17 protein-coding genes are annotated in these 22,459 nt (G+C 37.5%); 9 read left to right on the forward strand and 8 right to left on the reverse strand.

The window, feature by feature from the left end:
• The first annotated feature begins 4 nt into the window (after positions 1-4).
• The 4 genes from CTY47_RS14305 to CTY47_RS14320 all read left to right on the forward strand — a co-directional run bounded on the left by CTY47_RS14305 (position 5) and on the right by CTY47_RS14320 (position 6,717).
• Positions 5-3,124, forward strand: coding sequence for an efflux RND transporter permease subunit (locus tag CTY47_RS14305; RefSeq protein ID WP_199163432.1), 3,120 nt, complete (start codon positions 5-7; stop codon positions 3,122-3,124).
• Positions 3,125-3,291: 167 nt separating this feature from the next.
• Positions 3,292-4,548: an acyloxyacyl hydrolase gene (locus CTY47_RS14310; protein ID WP_099465456.1), complete on the forward strand. Its 1,257-nt coding sequence runs from the start codon at positions 3,292-3,294 to the stop codon at positions 4,546-4,548.
• 818 nt (positions 4,549-5,366) lie between these two features.
• On the forward strand, positions 5,367-5,588 hold the full coding sequence (locus CTY47_RS14315; protein ID WP_143813400.1) for a hypothetical protein: 222 nt from the start codon (positions 5,367-5,369) through the stop codon (positions 5,586-5,588).
• Positions 5,572-6,717 (forward strand): sensor histidine kinase, encoded by a 1,146-nt coding sequence (locus CTY47_RS14320; RefSeq protein ID WP_099465458.1) that lies wholly within the window; start codon positions 5,572-5,574, stop codon positions 6,715-6,717. The genes CTY47_RS14315 and CTY47_RS14320 overlap by 17 nt, the downstream gene beginning before the upstream one ends.
• A 48-nt stretch (positions 6,718-6,765) precedes the next feature.
• On the opposite strand, the gene CTY47_RS14325 is transcribed toward CTY47_RS14320, so the two are convergent.
• Genes CTY47_RS14325 through CTY47_RS14345 form a run of 5 tightly spaced genes read right to left on the reverse strand, consistent with a single transcriptional unit; the run spans position 6,766 to position 11,867 of the window.
• The gene (locus CTY47_RS14325; protein ID WP_099465459.1) at positions 6,766-7,137 is read right to left on the reverse strand and encodes a YbaN family protein; all 372 of its coding nucleotides are present in this window, start codon (positions 7,135-7,137) and stop codon (positions 6,766-6,768) included.
• Positions 7,138-8,112 carry a methionyl-tRNA formyltransferase gene (fmt, locus tag CTY47_RS14330; RefSeq protein ID WP_099465460.1) on the reverse strand — a complete coding sequence of 325 codons (975 nt, stop codon included), beginning with the start codon at positions 8,110-8,112 and terminating at the stop codon, positions 7,138-7,140.
• Between the two features lie 6 nt (positions 8,113-8,118).
• The gene (locus CTY47_RS14335) at positions 8,119-9,903 is read right to left on the reverse strand and encodes a chloride channel protein (RefSeq protein ID WP_099465461.1); all 1,785 of its coding nucleotides are present in this window, start codon (positions 9,901-9,903) and stop codon (positions 8,119-8,121) included.
• A gap of 1 nt (position 9,904) precedes the next feature.
• Entirely contained in the window at positions 9,905-11,305 is a 1,401-nt protein-coding gene (locus CTY47_RS14340) for a sugar transferase (RefSeq protein WP_099465462.1), read from the reverse strand.
• 1 nt (position 11,306) lies between these two features.
• A complete protein-coding gene (locus tag CTY47_RS14345) occupies positions 11,307-11,867 on the reverse strand; it encodes an L-threonylcarbamoyladenylate synthase (protein ID WP_099465463.1) in 561 nt (186 codons plus the stop codon).
• A 195-nt stretch (positions 11,868-12,062) separates the two neighbouring features.
• Here CTY47_RS14345 and recJ point away from each other — a divergent pair, with 195 nt between their 5' ends.
• The 3 genes from recJ to CTY47_RS14360 are packed head-to-tail and all read left to right on the forward strand — an operon-like array spanning position 12,063 to position 16,637.
• Positions 12,063-13,787: a single-stranded-DNA-specific exonuclease RecJ gene (recJ, locus tag CTY47_RS14350; protein ID WP_099465464.1), complete on the forward strand. Its 1,725-nt coding sequence runs from the start codon at positions 12,063-12,065 to the stop codon at positions 13,785-13,787.
• Positions 13,788-13,796: 9 nt separating this feature from the next.
• A complete protein-coding gene (locus CTY47_RS14355) occupies positions 13,797-15,713 on the forward strand; it encodes a RecQ family ATP-dependent DNA helicase (RefSeq protein ID WP_099465465.1) in 1,917 nt (638 codons plus the stop codon).
• Positions 15,714-15,773: 60 nt separating this feature from the next.
• A complete protein-coding gene (locus tag CTY47_RS14360) occupies positions 15,774-16,637 on the forward strand; it encodes a hypothetical protein (protein ID WP_099465466.1) in 864 nt (287 codons plus the stop codon).
• Between the two features lie 98 nt (positions 16,638-16,735).
• On the opposite strand, the gene CTY47_RS14365 is transcribed toward CTY47_RS14360, so the two are convergent.
• On the reverse strand, positions 16,736-17,581 hold the full coding sequence (locus CTY47_RS14365) for an ROK family protein (RefSeq protein ID WP_099465467.1): 846 nt from the start codon (positions 17,579-17,581) through the stop codon (positions 16,736-16,738).
• A 320-nt stretch (positions 17,582-17,901) separates the two neighbouring features.
• The gene (locus tag CTY47_RS14370; protein WP_099465526.1) at positions 17,902-19,578 is read right to left on the reverse strand and encodes a putative transporter; all 1,677 of its coding nucleotides are present in this window, start codon (positions 19,576-19,578) and stop codon (positions 17,902-17,904) included.
• A 112-nt stretch (positions 19,579-19,690) separates the two neighbouring features.
• Here CTY47_RS14370 and CTY47_RS14375 point away from each other — a divergent pair, with 112 nt between their 5' ends.
• The gene (locus tag CTY47_RS14375; RefSeq protein ID WP_099465527.1) at positions 19,691-20,506 is read left to right on the forward strand and encodes a peptidylprolyl isomerase; all 816 of its coding nucleotides are present in this window, start codon (positions 19,691-19,693) and stop codon (positions 20,504-20,506) included.
• Positions 20,507-20,542: 36 nt separating this feature from the next.
• The gene (locus tag CTY47_RS14380) at positions 20,543-20,917 is read left to right on the forward strand and encodes a hypothetical protein (protein ID WP_233202204.1); all 375 of its coding nucleotides are present in this window, start codon (positions 20,543-20,545) and stop codon (positions 20,915-20,917) included.
• Here CTY47_RS14380 and CTY47_RS14385 read toward each other — a convergent pair.
• A complete protein-coding gene (locus CTY47_RS14385) occupies positions 20,895-22,457 on the reverse strand; it encodes an NAD(P)/FAD-dependent oxidoreductase (RefSeq protein WP_099465469.1) in 1,563 nt (520 codons plus the stop codon). The genes CTY47_RS14380 and CTY47_RS14385 overlap by 23 nt on opposite strands.
• Positions 22,458-22,459 lie beyond the last annotated feature (2 nt).

Consider the following 22,459-nt stretch of genomic DNA (forward strand, 5'->3'; position numbering starts at 1 on the left):
GATCATGGTTAAATTCTTTATAAACAGGCCTATATTCGCTACAGTACTTGCTCTGATTATTGTAGTAGCCGGGATAGTAACATTAAATATACTACCTGTTGCCCAATATCCCGAGATCACACCGCCTACCGTACAAGTATCAGCTTTTTATCCGGGTGCTAATGCAGAAACGGTGGCACAAACCGTAGGTCTGCCTATCGAAAAACAAGTAAACGGTGTAGACGGAATGTTATACATGAGTTCCAATTCCTCAAGCTCGGGAGCTTATTCTCTCACCATAACATTTGCTGTCGGAACAGATATTGACATGGCCACTGTCATGGTACAAAACCGGGTAAGTATAGCCCAGAGCAGTCTGCCCGAAGCCGTAATTGTACAAGGTATTACAACCAAAAAACAATCTTCCAACATTGTCATGTTGCTTACATTAAGCTCCCAAAAGCCTATGTATAACGGACTTTATTTAAGCAACTACGCACAATTAAACCTGACAGATGAATTAACGCGTCTTCCAGGCATAGGTTCGGTAAGCGTTATGGGAGCCGGCGATTATAGCATGCGTGTATGGCTAGACCCGGACGCTATGCGTATCCGCAACCTGACTCCGGAAATGGTATTTCAGGCTATTTCTACCCAAAACACACAAGTATCAGCCGGATATGTGGGTCAGCCGCTTGCCAATGCAAATGATCCGTTTCAATACACATTAACTGTTCGCGGACGCCTGACCGATGCTCAGGAGTTTGGAAATATTATTTTACGAACTGAGGATGGAGGAAAAATTCTCCGTCTAAAAGATGTAGCCCGTATCGAACTGGGTAGTTCGTCTTATAATGTCGTCTCTAAATTAAACGGAGAAGAAAGTGCTGCGATTGCCATATATCAGCTACCGGGCTCTAATTCTTTAGATGTGTCAAAAGTAGTAAAAGCCAAAATGCAGCAATTGGCCTCCAATCTTCCCGAAGGCATAGAATACCAGGTAACATTGGATACAACAGACGTAATAGATGCCTCCATACATGAAGTACTTATTACATTCATTGAAACAACTCTGTTGGTAGTATTAGTGATCTTCCTGTTCCTGCAAAATTTCAGGGCTGTAATTATTCCATGTATCACAATACCTGTTTCATTAATAGGAACACTGGCTGTTATGTCTGCATTAGGATTTTCTATTAATACACTGACATTATTCGGTCTTATCCTTGCAATTGCCATCGTTGTAGATGATGCCATTGTCGTAGTAGAAAACTCTACCCGTTTATTAGACACTGGCAAATACACACCCCGTGAAGCCGTGACAGAAGCAATGGGAGAAATAGTAGGCCCTATTGTCGGCGTAGTTCTTGTTTTATTGGCTGTATTTATTCCTACTACTTTTATCAGTGGCATATCAGGACAGCTTTACAAACAGTTCGCTTTGACTATTGCATCGGCAACAGTATTAAGTGGAATCAACTCACTTACATTAACCCCGGCATTATGTGCCTTATTTCTGCAGCCAAGCCCGAAAGAATCAAAATTCTTCCTTTTCAGAGGATTCAACAAACTATTCGGTAAGACTCAAAAGCTATATGACAACGTAGTTGGCCATTTCCTGAAAAACCAGGCAGTTACTCTATTCGGTTATGCTGTTATCACGTTTATAGCAATTATGATGTTTATTAAATGGCCCAGCAGTTTTATACCGGAAGAAGATGACGGATATTTCCTTGTTGTCGCTCAATTACCTCCTGCAGCCAGCCTGAATCGTACTGAAACTGTTGTCAAAAAAATCGATGACATATTAAGCCAATATCCGGAAATAAAATCATACGTGAGTGTTAGCGGCTTTTCCATCATGGGCGGTGGAGAACAACCTAATGCGGGAACCTTTTTCGTTATACTGAAAAACTGGAAAGACCGTAAAGGTAAAGAACACACAGCCCAAGCTATCGTAAATCGTTTCAATATGGAGGCTTCCGGAATACAAGAAGCCCAGATATTTGGCATGGTACCTCCAGCCATACCCGGTCTAGGTGCATCCGGAGGTTTACAACTGCAATTAGAAGATCGTAATAATCTGGGGCCAACCGAAATGCAACATGCAATAGAGACATTAATGGAACATTATCACGAAAAGCCTCAGTTATTAAACATATCTTGCATGTATCAGGCTAATGTTCCGCAATATTTATTGAACATTGACCGAGATAAAGTTCAATTGCTCGGATTGCAACTTAATAATGTATTCTCTACATTAAGCTATTATATGGGAGCAGCCTATGTAAACGATTTTGTAAAATTCGGACATATCTATCAGGTAAAGATAGAGGCAAACGATCAATCCCAGAAAGTAATAGATGATGTTCTCCGTTTAAGTTTGGAAAACAGTTCCGGCGAAATGGTACCGTTTTCATCTTTTACAAAGGTCGAAGAACAATTGGGGTTGAATCAGATTAACCTGTATAATATGTATTCTTCGGCTGCTATAACCTGTATTGTCAATCCTGAATACAGTTCAAACGAAGGAATCAAAGCAATGGAAGAACTGATACAGGAGCAATTAGGAAATAATTTCGGCTACGAATGGACTTCCGTTGCCTATCAGGAAACAAAAGCCGGTTCTACAACCAGTACTATTTTTATACTGGCACTATTGGTAGCCTTCCTTGTTCTGGCAGCCCAATATGAAAGCTGGACAAGCCCGGCAGCCGCCATCATGGGATTGCCTGTTGCTTTGCTGGGAGCCGTACTGGGATGCTTTGTCATGGGAGTTCCTATAAGCATTTATACACAAATCGGTATAATCTTATTGATCGCCCTTTCTGCAAAAAACGGTATTCTTATTATCGAATTTGCAAGAGATTTTCATACTCAAGGCAACACCATTCGCGATTCCGCACTCGAAGCCGGACATGTCCGCTTACGTCCTATATTGATGACCTCGTTTGCATTCGTCTTAGGAGTAATGCCTTTACTGTTTGCCTCCGGTGCAGGAGCAGCCAGCCGTATTGCATTAGGAGCAGCCGTTGTATTTGGTATGGCTATCAATACTATATTTGCAACGGCCCTGATCCCTAATTTCTACGAATTAATGCAGACCATCCAGGAAAAATGGTTTGACAAAAAAGAGAAAAAGTAAAACTACCAAAGAGACCGGCACAAAACAACAATAAGCCGGTCTCTTTATTTAATATATAGTAAATTTCCAAATCATTATACCGCATATTTCAAATAGTATAACTATGTTTGTAGGTCACTTTGAGTTAAAGCTCAAATATTTACAAATAACAAGGAGTAACACTACATATGAAAAGCCTATTAGAGATGTTGAAGGTTGTGGTGATTTCAGTAATAATGCTTTTCTTATCCGATATAGCTTTCGCTGAAAGTTTACCTAATAATAACGAATCCGAAAATAAAACAGACAGTACCTTTTCCTCCCATCGCTTTATTCACAAACTTGGAATAGAAGCCCGTCCGGCTTATATCATTCCGACAAATCCTTTTTTACGCGGAGAAAATGAAACAGGGAAACTAATCAGAAGTTCTATTTCCGCACACCTGAGATACTCATTTCAATTCCGTCCCAACACATATACAGACCGTATCTACGGAGAAGCTTACCAAGGAATAGGGCTAGCCTATTACACCTTTAGTGAAAAAAAATATTTAGGTGATCCGTTTGCTGCATATATTTTTCAGGGAGCACGATTAGCCAGATTCAGTCCGCGGTTATCATTCAATTACGAATGGAATTTCGGCGTATCTGCCGGCTGGCATCCTTACGACTTCGATTACAACTCCTATAACAAAGTAATCGGTTCGAAGATTAACGCTTATCTTAATGTCAACTTTTATCTTAACTGGAAGTTATCACGGTTATTCGACCTGAATGCAGGAGTCGACCTTACTCACTTCTCAAATGGCAATACCAAATATCCAAATTCCGGCCTGAATACAACCGGTCTTAAAATCGGACTAGTATACAACTTCAACAGAGAAGAAAATTTTCTTTCAAATTCTTCGGATCACCTCAAAATCCCGAAATTCCCACATCATATCAGTTATGATTTACTATTATTCGGATCATGGCGGCGAAAAGGTGTTGCCTATGGCGACGAACAGGTAGCTTCCCCGGAAACCTATCCGGTATTCGGGTTCAACTTTGCACCAATGTATAATATCAACTATAAGTTCCGTGCCGGAGTATCTGTTGACGGTGTTTACGATGGAAGTGCCAATGTCTATACCGAAGATTATATTGTAGGCACTGAACAGCAATTTTATAAGCCCGGGCTTAATAAGCAGTTGGCACTCGGACTTTCCGGACGCGTAGAATATGTTATGCCATACTTCACCGTCAATTTAGGTATAGGTGCCAACGTATTGCATGGCGGCGGCGATTTAAAAGCGCTTTATCAAGTACTGGCACTGAAAATAGAAGTTACCCGAAGTTCTTTTATCCATATAGGATATAATCTCCAGAACTTTCATACCCCCAACTTTTTAATGCTAGGTATCGGATATAGGTTCAACAACAAATATCCAACATACCACCGTTAGATGACTCTCCAACACACACTATCTGTATAAAATACACCAAAAACGAATCGAATCACAAGTGTAGTTATATAAATCATACGGATGATCTGTTCGATTCATAGTTATGATCTGATTAAGTCATAATTATGAGTAGAAATACATAAGGAGAACTTCATTAATATCTCATAGACGTTACATTTCTGTAATAGGGTGACATTTTTTATCATATATCAAGAAATCATATTTACGTTGCATTTAATTGCTTTTTGAGAGTACAACGTATCAAAACGCCCCGTATATTTGTGTTGTAAAACATATTTGTTAGGTATTATGGTAAAAAGATTGTTTAGTCATTACATCGAATTATTAGGGCGTCAGCCTTGGGCTATTCTGGTTTTACGTGCATGGTAAAATTGGTCAGTCTGAATTAGTAAAATGGGGATATAAAAAATAAGCCCCATTTCTTTAGTTTAAATTTCTATTTTAAATCATATTGATGAGAGGGGTGCAAAAGCATCCCTTTTTTTCTCAATACTATGTTAATATATATTTAACCGACAGAAACTTCAAATAACTATAAGATCAGTAAAACTTAATCCCATCTCATTACTTCTGTCAAGCAATATAATCCCAAACATCTAGAAAATCAAAGCAAATCAAAAAAAAGCACAAACAAACACGCAAAAAACTTTAAATCACACATTTACATCAGACAAAAAAACAATAGTTATATTTTGTTATCCTGTGAACAATTCTCGATAAAGTCAATATTCTACAAACAAAGTTTTACTTATTTTGCATACCATCTAGGAAGGGTAAAATTTATTGAGGGTAAAATTATGGATACGTTTTCTAACGATAGCCAAGTGCTGTTTAAATGCTTTAGCTATCATCCAATAAGCGAAGCTTTATATGATATTAATGGAGCAATAATTGATATCAATCATTCCATGAAAAAGAGGTACGATATAACGGATAAATCATTATTCTTTTTAAATCATCTTTTTGATAATACTTTTTTAACCGATCATCAGAAAAAACGAAATGGCAAAACCGAATAAAGCAAATAATAAGCCAACAGACAAGGCTTCCGAAAACCAAACTCTAATGGAACTGGCTTTGCAAAACAGCCGTGCAACATTATACTCATTTGATTTCAATAAATTTAAAGCCTGCAACAAAGTACATTGTAATCAATGCATTCAGTTTTACGGAAGCAAAAATCATCTATTGCAAAAGAATCAATATATCTGTAAATCTTTATCCTCATTACAACAAGCAGAAGATCAAGCCAAATTACTTCATCTTATTAATAAAATAAGAGAAGAAAAGCTTGAAAAATTCACAACAAATTTCGGATTAAAAAATGATAATAGTAAATACTGTAATTACGAAATAACAGGCAAAACCAAAAAATTTGACAACGATGGCAAACCCTGTTTAATTGTAGGATGTATAATAGATAACCAAGAATACATAGAGCACGAAGAAATCTTACAAAAAGCCAAAGAAAAAGCAGAGATATCAAGTCAATTAAAATCGGAATTCCTTGCAAACATGACGCACGATATCCGCACGCCATTACACGCTATCGTAGGCTTTGCCGAACTACTTAGTGACGAAATTGACCTGAATTTACGACATGAATACATAAACATAATCAAAACAAACAATGAATTATTGGTTAAATTGATAAATGATATACTGGATATATCTAAAATTGAGTCAGATTTATTGACATTTGACTATGTAAATGTGCTTTTACAACCGCTTATGAAAGACATATACATGACTATACAACTGAAAATGAAAAAAGGAATTGAATTAGTCCTAGATCCTTGTTCCGATCAAACTTTATACGTAGATAAGAGTCGCTTAAGCCAGGTTTTGATAAACCTGCTTACAAATGCAATAAAACACACCGCTACAGGTAGCATACATTTTGGCTACAAGTGTGAAGATGGATTCATTCGATTCTACGTAAGCGATACAGGATGCGGTATTCCTGAAGAAGAAATAAAAAATATATTTTCCCGTTTCACTCAAATTGGTATGAATAAAAAAGATGGAGTCGGATTAGGGTTAGCTATCTGTAAAAGGCTAGTTACGAAAATGAGCGGAACAATCTCGGTATGTTCAAAAGAAGGGGCAGGCTCTACTTTTACATTCACTATTCCTCACACACAGTAACGGAAAAAGGAATGGCATCTATATAAACAACAGACAACCTCTTATATACTATTGTTTCGTAGGATATGATAAAATATGCCAACTTACTCCGGCACTGATTAAGAAAAGACAAAGTATAATCCACCATTTCTCAATCAAAAAAGCTGTAGTAGATATAGTTGAAAGCCAAATTATACCAACTGATATAACTTTAGAACGCATAGGTATTGCTTTATCTTCTATAAAATTGCGGATATATGGACCAAAATAGCGATTCTGCATTACTTTATTATATAAATATTCGGAACTACGAATGTAAAACCAACATGTCAGAAGCCAAAACGGAGTTGTAGGAAGTAAGGGCACAAAAATACCAATTGCACCCAATATCAAAAAGAAGGTTCCTAAGACAATATAAATAACCCGCCTGGCCCTATTCATTTACTCAACGGTATAATCACCAATTTGTTTGTTTCCATTGAGAAAGTCTGTTACATTCATACGTTTCTTACCTGCAAGTTGCAAAGATAATAAACGCAAATAGCCACCTTCAACAGCGATGTCAATATAGTTTTTCTTATCGGTAGAAATCGTTCCGATCGGTAAATCATGGTTAATCAGGCGTTTTTCTGTCTGATAAATCTTCAATACCTGGCGGGAACCATCCACTGCAACCAATTCCGTCCAAGCAGCCGGATAGGGAGACAAACCACGGATAAAATCATATATCTTCTTTATTGGCTGATTCCAATTAATATGACAAGTATCTTTAAAAATTTTAGGAGCAGGGCGAAGCTCCGATAAATCTTTATAAAAATCTTCTTGCGAAACAACATCAACCTTACCGGCCAACAACAAGTCTACGGTATCCGTCACTAATTTTGCCCCCATTTGCATTAATGAATCATGCACTGTCCCAACATCATCCGTATCTGCAATAGGCAAACGTCTTTGAAGAATAATTTTTCCCGTATCAATTTCATGAGTAAGGAAAAAAGTGGTTGCGCCAGTTTCAGTATCTCCATTAATTACAGCCCAATTAATAGGAGCAGCCCCACGGTATTGAGGTAACAAAGAAGCGTGCAAATTAAATGTTCCCAACCGAGGCATATCCCAAACAACTTCCGGTAGCATTCGAAAAGCAACTACTATCTGCAAATCGGCATTCCAATCTTTCAATTGAGTCAAAAAAGTTTCATCTTTAAGTTTTTCAGGTTGCAGAACAGGCAAACCTTTTGATTCGGCATATTGTTTAACAGGACTGGATTGCAAAACACTGCCGTGTCTGCCTATCGGCTTATCGGGCATAGTAACTACTCCTACTACATTATAGCCATTTTCCACCAAAACACGTAAGCTCTCCACTGCAAAGTCCGGAGTACCCATATAAACAATACGCAAGTCTTCTTTTCTCATTTTTATTTAATCTCCTGAAAAATTATCAACCAAAACTTCACGATACGAATTAAAAATCTTTGATTTAGACATAAAGCCTATATAATGGCCTTCATCATCCACAACCGGGAGATTCCAGGCTTTCGTATCATCAAAAGTTTGCATTATTTGTTCCATCGGCATACTAATTCGAATTTTAGCAGGTGCCGACACCATAAATTTAGAAACATGAAAACGATTGTAAAGTTCTGGCCGGAACATTATATTACGGATATTATCCAATAATACAATTCCTAGTAAAACCCCTTTTTCATCAATTACAGGAAAAGTATTCCGGGGACTTCGAGCTATCACTTTTACCATATCTCCTAATGACATTTCCGGCGATACCGTTTCAAAATCCCTTTCTATTACATTATCTATATTCAATAATGTTAATACCGCTTTATCCTTATGGTGAGTAAGCAATTCTCCCTTCTGTGCCAAACGCATAGAATAAATACTATGAGGCTCAAACATCAGGATTGTTATATAAGAACTTATAGAAACAATCATTAATGGAAGAAATAAATCATATCCACCGGTAAGTTCTGCAATAAGAAAAACTCCGGTCAGTGGAGCGTGCATTACTCCAGACATTATTCCAGCCATACCTAACAGCGCAAAATTCTTCTCAGATATATACATTGTAAATGGAAAATAATTTGAAGTATGTGCAAAAACAAATCCGGCAATACATCCCAAATATAAACTAGGAGCAAATATACCACCACAACCACCCCCGGCATTTGTAGCGCTGGAAGCAAAGACTTTCGTCAATATTATTAATAATAGAAAAACAATAACTCCCCAATAAGTATCATTCAAATCATAAAACAAACTTTTATCCATTATATGGGAGAATTGCCCGTTTAATAAAGAGCCTATCGTATCATAACCTTCACCATAAAGAGGCGGAAATATAAAAATCAGAATACTTAGCATTATACCTCCCAACAAAAATTTATGCCAATAACTTCCAAGTTTTCTATACATACCCTCTACCCGGTTCATCACACGAGTAAAATAAAGAGATACTAAACCACAAAATACACCTAATAATAACACATAAGGAATACGCTGTATTTCGAAAACTTCCGTTTGAGAAAATTTAAACATAGCCTCTGTACCTGTAAATATATAAGAAACGGTAGCTGCCGTTACGGAAGATATCAGTAGCGGTAATACAGATGTCATTGTTAAATCCAGCATTAAAACTTCTATCACAAAAACAAGACCTGCTATAGGAGCTTTAAAAATACCGGAAATAGCGCCGGCAGCACCACAACCAACCAGAAGCATCAATGTTTTTTGCTCCATCCGAAAAATACGTCCTAAATTGGAACCTATAGCTGCTCCCGTTAATACAATAGGAGCTTCCGCTCCTACAGATCCACCAAAACCAATCGTAACTGAGCTTGCTACAATGGAAGACCATGTATTATGAGGTTTGATACGGCTTTTTCGCTGAGAAATAGCATATAGAATTTTTGTCACTCCATGGCTTATATCATCCCGAACAATATACTTCACAAATAAACCGGCCAACAAAATGCCAATAACCGGATAAAGAAGTAATAAATAATTTACTCCATCCGCAGCAAAATTTGCAGTAAGCAAATGCTGTATTAAATGGATTAACTGTTTTAATATAATTGCTGATGCTGCGGTGCAAATTCCCACGATGAAACTAATAATCAGAATAAAATGTTTTTCTTTTATCCGTTTCTCTCTCCACAACAGAAATTTATAAAATAATCCTTCTTTAGCCATTTTAAATACCTTTGCCTGTAATAACTGTTTTTATTGTATATATCAGAATAGTAATATCCAATATTAATGACATATTTTCATAATATAATATATCATACTTCAACCGCTCTATCATCTCATCTACACTACCTGCATATCCGTATTTTACCATTCCCCATGAAGTAATGCCCGGACGAACGTTGTGTAACAAATAATAAAAGGGAGCTTTCTTTACTATCTGATCTATAAAATATTTACGTTCCGGGCGAGGCCCGACAATAGACATATCTCCTTTTAATACATTCCAGAACTGAGGAAGTTCATCCAACCGGTATTTACGCATAAAACGCCCGAAAGGTGTTACACGTTGATCATTCTCTACAGATAATAACGGACCATTATTTTCAGAATCAACATACATAGTCCTGAATTTATACATTACAAAAGGTTGTCCCATATATCCAATGCGCTCTTGTCGATAAAAGACGGGACCAAAAGAATCTCTTTTCACTCTCCAAGCTATATATAGATAAAGAGGGGATAATAATATCAATACCAACACTGATAATACCTTATCCATAAAAAATTTCACATTTTTCTCAACTTGTGAAAAATTATTATCTGTAACATCAATCAAAGGAATACCGTAAATAGTTTTAATTTTTACCCGCGAAAGAACGTTGGATTTATCTGCCAGCACCTTTATCGGACGTTTATAATGGTAAAGAGAGTACAATATGTCTAACAACTTTTGGCTATCTGAACTGTCTAGCACTACAACCAATTCATCAACAGACTCTTTTTCTATCAAATCTGACAAATCAGCCAACGAACCGAGAATCTGTTGCTGTGTAACTTTAATTGGTATATTTTTATCTTCAGGTATAAACCCAATTACATTATAACCTAATTTATATAACCCTGTTGCAATATAAACTGCTTTTTCTCCTGCACCTATTATCAGAACATTTAAGGCCCATTCCCTCCGTTTTATTTTTCGTATACCATCCTGAGTTATTATTAAACGAGGAATATAGGTTAACAAAAACTGAAGTCCAAACAATGAAAAGAATAGTTCGTAATAAATATGAAAAGAACGAGGTAAATCATTCAGTACAAATATAAAGAAAACAAGAACTACGCCAATAAGTACAGTCAAAAAAGTAGAAAACAATTCTACTAAACGCGATTTTCCAAATGGCTTATTATAGTATCCGGAAATATAATATAAGAAAATCCAAAAAAATGGAAGTAGAAACTGGCCGCCCCATATATATATATATAACAAATAATCTTGCAGCGTACGAAAACCACCATAAACAGCAACTTCATCGTAACGAAGCAGATTAAACAACAGCCAAACTAATGAAGCCGATAGAAAATCCGATATAATATATTTTCCTGCCTGCCAGCTTTTTTTCATTCTATCTGATTACCTGGATAAGTCCTCCCAAGCCCAACTTAATAATATTTGACGGCTGTGCCTTACTCATATCATCCTGACGATATTGCACAATATAATCAACTCCATTTTTTATGGCTTCAGAGATTTCACAAAAGTTTGCAGGAGATTTTTCGCCACTCACATTAGCAGAAGTAGAAACTAACGGTTTACGAAAACGTTCACATAAAGCACGAGAAAATTCCTCATTCGTAACACGTATACCAACGCTACCATCCTCTGCCAATAAATTAGAGGCAAGATTCTTAGCTGTAGGATAAATAATTGTTAATGGTTTATCGGCCACATTTATTAAATCCCAGGCAATATCAGGCAATTCGGATACATACATATTTAACTTAGCAGTACTATCAATCAGTACCAGCATTGCTTTATTATCTACTCTTTGCTTTAACTCATACACTTTCTGTACAGCCTTTTCATTGGTTGCATCACAGCCGATACCCCAAATTGTATCTGTAGGATAAAGAATTACCCCCCCGGCCTGCATTACTTCACAGGCTTTTTTTATGTCTTCCTGCATTTTCTTTACATTATTTTGACAAATGTACAAAGGTTTCGCGGACTTCAAAAAAATAATAAGAAAAAAACTATTTTCACTAAGCAGTAGTTATTATACGATTTTTAATTCCTAACTTTACGGATTGAAATATATTGCATAAGTGGTATTTATACCCAAAATGCATCGATAGCTAGAAAAAAGAAAAAACAATATATAATGATTAACAGATGGAATTTTCGAACCCCAACAGAAGAAGAATTACATAAAAGAGACGAATTAGTAGCCGAACTGGGTCTCAATCCGGTTATAGGTCTTCTGCTTGTTCAGAGGGGAATTACTTCCGTTGAGGAAGTAAAAAAATTCTTTAAACCCAGTCTGAATGATCTTCATGATCCGTACCTCATGCCCGACATGGATAAAGCGGTCAAAAGGTTAAATAAGGCTTTAGGAAATAAAGAAAAAATTTTAATATACGGTGATTACGATGTAGACGGAACAACTGCTGTATCTTTGGTATATAAGTATTTACGTCCCTATTCATCAAGCCTGGATTTTTACATTCCAGATCGTTATGATGAAGGATACGGTATCTCTTACAAAGGCATTGATTATGCGGCGGAGAATGATATATCATTAATCATATCTTTGGACTGCGGCATAAAGGCTATCGAAAAAATAGAATATGCCAAACAGAAAGGTATTGATTTTATTATTTGCGACCATCATATGCCCGATGATGTATTACCGGATGCTGTTGCTGTGTTGGATGCCAAACGAGCTGATTCAATCTACCCCTACGAACACTTATCGGGATGTGGGGTAGGATTTAAACTCATGCAGGCATTTGCCAAAAGCAATAATTTTCCATTTTCAGATTTAGAAAAATTATTGGAACTTACTGCTGTAAGTATCGCCTCTGACATTGTTCCCATTACAGGAGAAAACAGAGTACTTGCCTATTATGGGTTGAAGCAATTAAATTGCAACCCAAGTTTAGGATTAAAAGGTATCATAGACATTTGCGGATTAACAGGAAAAGAAATTACCATCAGCGATATTGTTTTCAAAATAGGACCGCGTATCAATGCTTCGGGACGTATGATGAACGGAAAAGAAGCTGTTGAACTTCTCCTTTCGAAAGACAGTGAATCCGCCAGGGAAAAGAGTGAAAATATCAACCAATATAATGAAGAACGACGGGAACTGGACAAAAAAATAACCGATGAAGCAAATGCTATCATTGACGAATTCGAAAACATGGAAGATCGTAAAGCCATTGTTGTCTATAACCAAGGATGGCATAAAGGTGTCATTGGTATTGTAGCTTCCAGGTTAACAGAAAAATACTATCGTCCGGCAGTCGTTTTAACCAAATCATCCGAATTAATAACAGGTTCTGCACGTTCTGTTACCGGGTTTGATATTTACAAAGCTATAGAAAGTTGCAGGGATTTACTGGAAAATTTTGGGGGACATACATATGCAGCCGGGCTATCTTTAAAAGAAGAAAATCTGGAAGCTTTTACAGAACGCTTTCTGCAACTGGCTGCCGATGAAATTATTCCGGAACAGATGACTCCCCAAATTGACATTGATGCCATATTAGACTTAAAAGACATTAACACCAAATTTATGAACGATCTGAAGAAAATGAGCCCTTTTGGCCCGGATAATCAAAAACCCGTATTTTGTTCTTTAGATGTCAAAGATTATGGTACAAGCAAACTTGTAGGTAAAGACCTGGAACATATCAAGCTGGAAGTTATAGACGGCAATTCCAATACGCCTATCCACGGTATTGCTTTCGGAATGTATCAATTTAGTGAGCATATAAAAGGCATGAAACCTTTTAACATCTGCTATACAATAGAAGAAAACACCTATAACGGAAATACTTCTTTACAGTTGATGATAAAAGATATCAAGCCGGACGATATATGAAGGACACTTGTGGATATTTACCATAAGATATTAAAAAAATATTGGGGTTACCGGACTTTCCGTCCTTTACAGGAAGATATCATTCATTCTGTGTGTGCAGGAAAAGACACACTCGGACTGATGCCCACAGGAGGAGGTAAATCTATTACATTCCAAGTTCCGGTTATGACTATGGAAGGAATTTGTATCGTAGTTACCCCTCTTATAGCTTTGATGAAAGACCAGGTCGATAATTTACGCCGGTTGGGAATCAAAGCCACTGCTGTATATTCTGGGATGAGCAGACAAGAAATCATCACCCAACTAGAAAACTGTATCTTTGGCGACTATAAATTCTTATACGTATCACCAGAACGGCTAAGTACTGAAATTTTTCGTTCAAAGTTGCAGGCAATGAAAGTATGCTTACTTGTTATAGACGAAAGTCATTGTATTTCACAATGGGGATATGACTTCCGTCCTTCCTACCTTAATATTGCAGAGATTCGTAAAGAGCTACCCTCAGCCGTCCCGGTTCTGGCACTTACGGCAACTGCTACACCTGAAGTAGTTAATGACATACAGGAAAAACTGTCATTCAAAGAAAAAAATGTTTTCCAAAAAAGTTTTGCCCGTAAGAACCTTTCATATATTGTACGTCATACTGAAGACAAAATCAATACACTCATATACATATTAGGTAGAATACAAGGAAGTACCATTGTTTATGTGAGAAACAGAAAGCGGACCAAAGAAATTGCAGGTTTGTTACAGCAAGCCGGTATATCAGCAAGCTTCTACCATGCCGGACTAAACCGTGAAGAGAAAACTATACGGCAAAATAATTGGAAAAATAATGAATGCCGTGTAATTGTTTCCACAAATGCCTTTGGAATGGGCATAGATAAACCAGACGTCCGACTGGTTGTCCATCTGGATATGCCCGGATCACTAGAAGAATATTACCAGGAAGCCGGACGTGCCGGGCGTGACGAACAAAAAGCTTATGCTGTAGCTTTATGTTCCGGCATAGACAACGCAAAGTTAAAAAAACGTCTGGCCGATGAATTCCCTGATAAAGATTTCATTTTTCGGGTCTATGAGGCTTTGGGCAATTATTATCAAATTGCTGTAGGCTACGGGTTAGACACCGTACACGATTTTTCATTATCTGATTTTTGTTCTGTATTCAAATTTTCTTTGCTTCAAACACATCATGCATTAAAAATATTAGAGCTATCAGGCTATATTGAATATACGGAAGAAGTAGACAATGCATCGCGTTTACTATTTACAGCCACTCGCGATGAACTCTACAAACATTTACATCAAGACAAAAAAACAGACGAGATTATACAAACTATACTACGGTCATACACTGGATTATTTGCAGATTACGTATATATAGACGAAGCTTTGATAGCAAGCCGTTCCGGGATTAATCAGCAAGAGATATACGATACGTTAATTGGTCTTTCCAAATACAGAGTCGTAAATTACATCCCTCATAAAAAAACACCGCTCATTATTTATACGCGAACCCGTGAAGATCAAAAATATCTGGTTATTCCACACCAGGCTTATGACGAGCGCAAAAAGCGTTTTGAAGAACGTATAAACAAAGTATTAAAATATATTGACGAGAATTCTGTTTGTCGAAGTCGTATGTTACTAGCTTATTTTGGCGAAACAAAATCGGAGGATTGTGGTTGTTGTGATATATGTCTGGCAAAAAATGATTCCGGATTAAGCAACAAAATGTTTAACGATATCCGGAAAGCATTACAAAATACGCTAAAAGAGCAGACCATGCACATTAAGACTCTCGCCGAATCTTTACCATTCCCTGTAGAAAAAAGTATCACTGCGATCCGGTATTTAGCAGAACACGATGAACATTTTATATTAGAAGATGGATATATTCATTATATAAAAGAAACAGAATAACTCCAAAAACAGTACATTTGTGGCTCTACAAATACAAGTACTTTCAAACTTATAAATAACATGATACATTTTTTCAAATCAACAGTCCTCTACATCTCCATATTATTATTTATTCCATCGGCAGTTTTTAGTGAAGATTGGCGTGATAAAATGGAATTTTTAACCTACTCGCCACGCTATTTCGGACCGAATGCTTTCCCCATGCCCGAATTACAAAATGGAAGTGTTGGGAAACGTTGGGAAATAGAATTACGCGGAGAATATAGCTATTATAAAGGAGACAAAACAAAAGATTTATTTGCCCGGCTCTTTATCCCAATAGCAAAGGGGCGTGCAGGCATTGAACTAAGCGGTGTAATTATTGAGAACTACAAAATGACTCCCGAAACAAGAGATGAACGTTCAGCCGTAGAACTGACCCCTCCCATTAAATGTTTTGGAGATTTGATAGCAACCACCTATGTACAAGTAGTCCGCAGTGAAAAATGGGCAGATGTAATGGTCAGTCTAAACTTAAAAACAGCAAGCGGAGGCCGTTTATGTGACGCACGTTTTACTGATGCTGCCTCCTACTGGTTTGATATTACGGCTGGAAGAACCCTTCTAAAATCGGCCGACGAAAGCATGTCTCTACGCATACAGGCAATGGTTGGTTTTTATTGCTGGATGACAAATAACACGGTACATCGCCAGAATGATGCAATTTCGTATGGAGGAGGTATTTCCGGTATTTACAAAAGTTTCACGCTCAATGCTGACTTATCCGGAATTAAAGGATATAAAAATAACGGAGACCGCCCAATGGCCATCCGTACCAAATTAAATTATGAAATTAAAAAGAATATCATTTCATTCCGTTATCGACATGGCTTACAAGACGATTTATATGACAGATACTCATTAGCATATATACGTTGCTTTTAGAAGTAGGATAATTAATAACTACAGCCGTTTCTAAAGCCGCACAGTTTCCATTCACATTCTGCATGGCTTTAGAATACAAGCAAAAGATTTCACCTTAGTTAATAGCACAAAGATGCCGCACCTACAATACCCGGATCTTCCATTGTCGAGTAACGTATTTGCAATTTTTTTATAGAATTAGGATAGTCGAAATCTTTTAAATTTTCACGCATACTTTCTTCAAACAACATATGAGCAGAGGCTACAGAACCTCCAAAAATAATCATTTCCGGGTCTACTGTCAATACTACGATCTTGATTGCTGCTGCAATATAAATTCCTAACTGACGATAAGCTTCCAAAGCCTCAGCTTCCCCTTTCATAGCACGGGCGTGCATTTCTTTTCCGTCAACACCCCATACATTCATAAAGTAAGAACCGCTACAGTAGTATTCCAGTATTTTATCTTTATAAGGCAACATACCGAACTCTCCTGAACCACAGTTGGCATCTGAAAGCAATTTTCCACGTTGAATGATACCACCTCCTAGTCCGGTGCCTAAGGTAAGTCCTACAAAATTCTCAATATCACGTCCATCTCCAAATATACGTTCGCCTAAAGCAAAACAATTTGCATCATTATCGACATAAACAGTAACAGAAAACTCCTTTTCCAGTATCTCTTTTAAATGTACTTCCTCCCAATGTGGGATATTAGCAACATTGTACACGATGCCCCGCATACGGTCTACGACACTGGGAACACCTATTCCTATAGCTGTCACACTTTCATCCCATACAGAATGTATTACTTCTATTAAAGCCCCCAACGTTTCCTCACAATTTTTCGCTTGTTTTGGTGTAGGGATTGTATTCTTTGCTATTAATATACCATCCTTAATACGACCTGCACGCATATTTGTGCCTCCAAGATCTACACCAATAACCGAGTTTTTTTTCTCCATGATATTCTATTATTTCTTTAGCTAACAAATATATTCATTTAATCCATAAAAGAAAATATTTGTTATTATTACTGTCTTATAAAACTTAGTAAATATACAAGCAAGAGAGGACTTACAAAAGAGCTGTCTTTTGAATAAAAAGTCCCGTCTTAACGCTTAAAATGGCTGACTTTTAAAGTGTTAAGACGGGACTTTTATTAATAAAACATATATCCTTTTATTGCTATCCATGTGTACTTCCACTCATAGTTATTGGAAATTTTATAATCTAATTTAAAATAGTTTATCGGACAGCAATAATTGTTATTATTTCTACAGAATCAGGCAAAAAATAAAATTAATAACTGGGCGGTAAGTACTCTCAGAAACATTGTTAACGGATATACAGTTGCATATCCCACTGACGGAGCGTCGTTTCCAGCCGTTGCATTTGAATAAGCCAATGCCGGAGGATCAGTTGTACTTCCGGCTATCAACCCCATTAATGTAAAATAATTGATTTTACAGAAATAACGGCCAATACATCCTACAATCAATAGCGGAACTACAGTAATTATAAATCCATAACCTATCCATGCCAAACCTCCGTTGTTCACGATCGTATCTACAAAGCCATCACCGGCACTCAATCCTACACATGCCAGGAAAAGTGTTATACCTATCTCGCGCAACATAAAATTTGCACTTTGGGTCGTATATGTAATCAATTTATATTGATATCCAAAACGGCTTATCAAGATAGCCACAACAAGAGGACCACCTGCCAACCCTAATTTCACGGGTTGAGGAATACCCGGAAACGAAATAGGAATACTTCCTAAAATAATACCTAATGCAATGCCTATAAAAATAGTAATCAAATTCGGTTCATTCAGACGCTTCATGGAATTACCTAAAACTTTCTCAACATTAGATACTGCAGTTTCAGTACCTACAACATTTACACGGTCACCTACCTGTAACCTTAATCCCGGGGTTGCAACCAAATCCACACCGGCACGATTAATACGTGTAATATTTATACCATATAACTTACGCAATTTTAACTGCCCTAAATGCTTTCCATTCAATTCTGGCTTTGTAATCAAGATACGGCGATTGATAAACTGGCTTTCCATACGTATCCATTGTTTACGTTCCATATCTATTTCTTCGCCGATAAACGCTTTGATCGTCTCAGCATCCTGTTCGGTAGTTATGACAAATATTTTATCATATTCCTGTAAAACAGTTGCGGCAGAAGCTATTTCGATTTGTTTATTATCATTACGCCATACACGGGAAATAACAAAATCCCTATGCTCCAACAAATTTGACAACTCGCTGACCTTCTTACCAAAAAGAGCCGGATTTTTGACTATCAAAGATATAGGCTTCGCTTCATTTATATGTTTATCATCTTCCGTATTAAGCTTTTCCGTTTCTTTCTCAAAACTAATACGAAATACATAACGAATAAAAATCGTAGAAAGAATAATACCGATCACACCCAGCGGATAAGCCACTGCATAACCCAAAGCTATCGTTTTATCAGAAACGCCGAACATATCCGAATAAGCTTGCTGAGCAGCCCCCAGCCCAGGCGTATTCGTCACCGCACCGGAAAGAATGCCAACCATCGTAGACATCGATACTCCCGTAATATAATGAATAACTAATGCTGTTATTACCCCAAGAAATACGATTCCACAAGCCAACATATTTAAAGTCACTCCACCTTTCTTAAATGAAGAAAAGAAACCAGGGCCAACTTGCATACCAACAGAGTAAACAAATAAAATTAATCCAAACTCCTTAAAAAAATGTATTACATTAGAGTTGATCGTAAAACCAAAATGTCCGAGTATAATCCCCACAAACAATACGAGTGTAATACCTAAAGACACACCAAACACTTTAATTCTACCCAGTTGGATACCTGCAGCAATCACAATAGACAACAATAATATAGAATGCCCTATGCCTTCACCCCATAACAAATCATTTATCCAATCCATATTATTTAAATATTTAAAAAACTTATTGCTTATTAATAAGGATGCAAAGGTAGACATTTGTTTTGTGTTTTACAACATAAACATTATCTTTACCCAACAAACATTGATTGCCATGGATAAGACATACAATACGATTATTATAGCGCTTATTATCAATTTATTTTCTTTCCTACATATACAGGCACAAGAAAAAACAGTAACGATAACGACAAATATCGGAGTAATGAAAGCCAAATTATATAATGATGTGCCAAATCATGTCCGTGCCTTTACCGAAAGAGCCAAGGCCGGAAAATATAATGGAACATTATTTTCCCGGGTTATTAAAGATTTTATGATACAAGGTGGCGCACCTGACACGCGGAATGCACCAGCAGGGGCGCGTTGTGGTTTCGGAGACTCTTCTTCTGAAATTATGCCGGAATTTAATCCTAAATATTTCTGTAAGAAAGGTGCCATAGCTGCTCCACGGCAAGGTGATGACGTGAACCCCAAAAAGAAATCGGATATGTCTCAATTTTTCATCGTACAAGGAAAAGTCTATACCGAAGGAAGATTAGACACATTAGAACGGATAAAGAACCAACCTATCCGCAAAAAAGCATTAAAACAATTCTATGAACCGGTTCGTGAGGAAGTAGAACGTCTTCGTGAGGAAAACCCGCAAGAATATAATAAACTGGCAGCTTCTATCAGTGCAAAGATAGACTCTTTTATTCTGGCAACCCCAGGCCATTTAATATTCACTGAAGAACAACGGAAAGCTTATACAACCGTAGGTGGTTATCACTATCTTGACGGAGAATATACTGTTTACGGCGAGCTTATTGAAGGTTTCGAAATTCTTGATCAAATAGCCTCACAGCCTCGTGATGCTTACGACAGACCCCAAAAAGATATACGAATTATAAGTATAACCGTTAAATAAAAAATCATTAAGTTTATGCTAAAAAGAGATTTTATTATGGTACAGATAGAAGAACTGGGGAAAGTAATTGCCCAGCTCATCTTCAATCGTAACTCAAACGGTGGCGGACGCAACCCTGTATTAATTGAAACTGTCTATACATCCTTAAAATTAGACAGAGATTTCTTACTTACAACTTCAATAGACGATCTCCGTCGATTTCTGGACTGTGAAGATTCACAAGGTTTATCCCGCATGGAAATAGCAGCCAAAACACTTATTGAAGACAGTTACATACAACCCGATCCTAATAATAAACAAACACTGCTTCGGGCTAAAGAATTATTAGAATACATACAAAAGCACGATTCAACTTTCTCCTTAGAACGCATTGCTCTAATGGAACAAATCAATGGCTTGCTATCAACATAGCTACCCCTTCCGCACATCGTTCGCCGTCTATAGCCGCAGAAACAATCCCTCCGGCATAACCCGCACCCTCACCGCAAGGAAAGAGGCCTTTTACTGTAACATGCTGATAAGTTTCCCGGTCACGTACAATACGGACAGGAGAAGAGGTACGCGTTTCTACTCCAATCATTGTCGCCTCATTTGTTAAAAACCCATTGGAAACTTTACCGAAATACCGAAGTCCTTCACGTAACCGGCTGGTGACAAATTCGGGCATCCAGAAATGAAGAGGTGATGCCAATAACCCTGGCGTATAAGAAGATACAGGCAAATCAAAGGAGTTTCTTTTCTGTATAAAATCTGTCATACGTTGTGCTGGAGCAACTTGTTTCATGCCACCATTTTGCCAACAATGTTCTTCTAACTGTTCCTGAAACTTTATCAATGCTAACTCTTTATATGAAGCAAATTCGGGAAAATCTTCAGGATGAATTTCCACTACCATACCCGAATTAGCCCAGCGAGAGCCACGGTTGGATGGAGACATACCATTAACAACAACCTGCTTCGGGCCACTTGCCGCCGGAACTACAAAACCACCCGGACACATACAAAACGAGTAAACGCCACGTCCATTTACCTGTGTCACGAAACTATATTCAGCAGCAGGCAGATATTTGCCACGTCCTTCTTTACGGTGGTATTGTATCTGATCTATTAATTCCTGCGGATGCTCTAACCGAACACCTACAGCAATGCCTTTTGCTTCGATTGGAATTGCTTTTTCATGCAAATAATAATAAACATCACGTGCAGAATGTCCGGTTGCAAGAATAACAGGCCCAAAAAAAGTTTTGCCTATATTCGTTTCTATTCCGACCACTTCGTCTCCTTTCATTACAAACGCATCCATTCGTGTTTCAAAATGGACTTCACCTCCACACTTTTTGATCTGTTCACGGATATTCTCAATCACGCGGGGTAATTTATCAGTTCCGATATGCGGATGTGCATCTGACAAAATAGAAGGACTTGCACCGAACTGACAAAATACATTCAGGATCTTATCTACCGAACCACGTTTTTTACTGCGAGTATAAAGTTTTCCATCCGAGTAGGCTCCAGCCCCTCCTTCTCCGAAACTATAATTAGATTCATTATTTACCTTATGCTCACGGCTTATCAAAGCTATATCTTTCTTCCGTTCACGTACATCTTTTCCACGCTCAACTATGATCGGACGTAGACCAAGCTCTATCAAGCGGAGAGCCGCAAACAAACCTCCAGGTCCAGCCCCTACTACAATCACATTCTTCCTATCCGTCACATCTTTATATTCTACAGATTGGTATTCGGATTCTTCAGGTAATTCATTAATAAAAACACGAAGCTTTACATTAACATATATAATACGCTGCCGGGCATCTATTGAGCGCTTCAATACACGAACAGCCCGGATGTTTTCTGCGGTCTCTCCCATTTCACGGGCAGCAACCAATTTTAATGCCTGTTCATTAGCCGTTTCTTCCGGCAAAAGGCGAAGTTGTAATTCTGTTACCATAC

The organism is Parabacteroides provencensis (assembly GCF_900232875.1).
Lineage (GTDB): Bacteria > Bacteroidota > Bacteroidia > Bacteroidales > Tannerellaceae > Parabacteroides > Parabacteroides chinchillae.

Excerpts from the sequence above, each read along its gene's own strand:
- CTY47_RS14305 (WP_199163432.1), top strand. The coding sequence starts at position 5 with ATGGTTAAATTCTTTATAAACAGGCCTATATTCGCTACAGTACTTGCT.
- CTY47_RS14310 (WP_099465456.1), top strand. The coding sequence starts at position 3,292 with ATGAAAAGCCTATTAGAGATGTTGAAGGTTGTGGTGATTTCAGTAATA.
- CTY47_RS14315 (WP_143813400.1), top strand. The coding sequence starts at position 5,367 with ATGGATACGTTTTCTAACGATAGCCAAGTGCTGTTTAAATGCTTTAGC.
- CTY47_RS14320 (WP_099465458.1), top strand. The coding sequence starts at position 5,572 with ATGGCAAAACCGAATAAAGCAAATAATAAGCCAACAGACAAGGCTTCC.
- CTY47_RS14325 (WP_099465459.1), bottom strand. The coding sequence starts at position 7,137 with ATGAATAGGGCCAGGCGGGTTATTTATATTGTCTTAGGAACCTTCTTT.
- fmt (WP_099465460.1), bottom strand. The coding sequence starts at position 8,112 with ATGAGAAAAGAAGACTTGCGTATTGTTTATATGGGTACTCCGGACTTT.
- CTY47_RS14335 (WP_099465461.1), bottom strand. The coding sequence starts at position 9,903 with ATGGCTAAAGAAGGATTATTTTATAAATTTCTGTTGTGGAGAGAGAAA.
- CTY47_RS14340 (WP_099465462.1), bottom strand. The coding sequence starts at position 11,305 with ATGAAAAAAAGCTGGCAGGCAGGAAAATATATTATATCGGATTTTCTA.
- CTY47_RS14345 (WP_099465463.1), bottom strand. The coding sequence starts at position 11,867 with ATGCAGGAAGACATAAAAAAAGCCTGTGAAGTAATGCAGGCCGGGGGG.
- recJ (WP_099465464.1), top strand. The coding sequence starts at position 12,063 with ATGATTAACAGATGGAATTTTCGAACCCCAACAGAAGAAGAATTACAT.
- CTY47_RS14360 (WP_099465466.1), top strand. The coding sequence starts at position 15,774 with ATGATACATTTTTTCAAATCAACAGTCCTCTACATCTCCATATTATTA.
- CTY47_RS14365 (WP_099465467.1), bottom strand. The coding sequence starts at position 17,581 with ATGGAGAAAAAAAACTCGGTTATTGGTGTAGATCTTGGAGGCACAAAT.
- CTY47_RS14370 (WP_099465526.1), bottom strand. The coding sequence starts at position 19,578 with ATGGATTGGATAAATGATTTGTTATGGGGTGAAGGCATAGGGCATTCT.
- CTY47_RS14375 (WP_099465527.1), top strand. The coding sequence starts at position 19,691 with ATGGATAAGACATACAATACGATTATTATAGCGCTTATTATCAATTTA.
- CTY47_RS14380 (WP_233202204.1), top strand. The coding sequence starts at position 20,543 with ATGGTACAGATAGAAGAACTGGGGAAAGTAATTGCCCAGCTCATCTTC.
- CTY47_RS14385 (WP_099465469.1), bottom strand. The coding sequence starts at position 22,457 with ATGGTAACAGAATTACAACTTCGCCTTTTGCCGGAAGAAACGGCTAAT.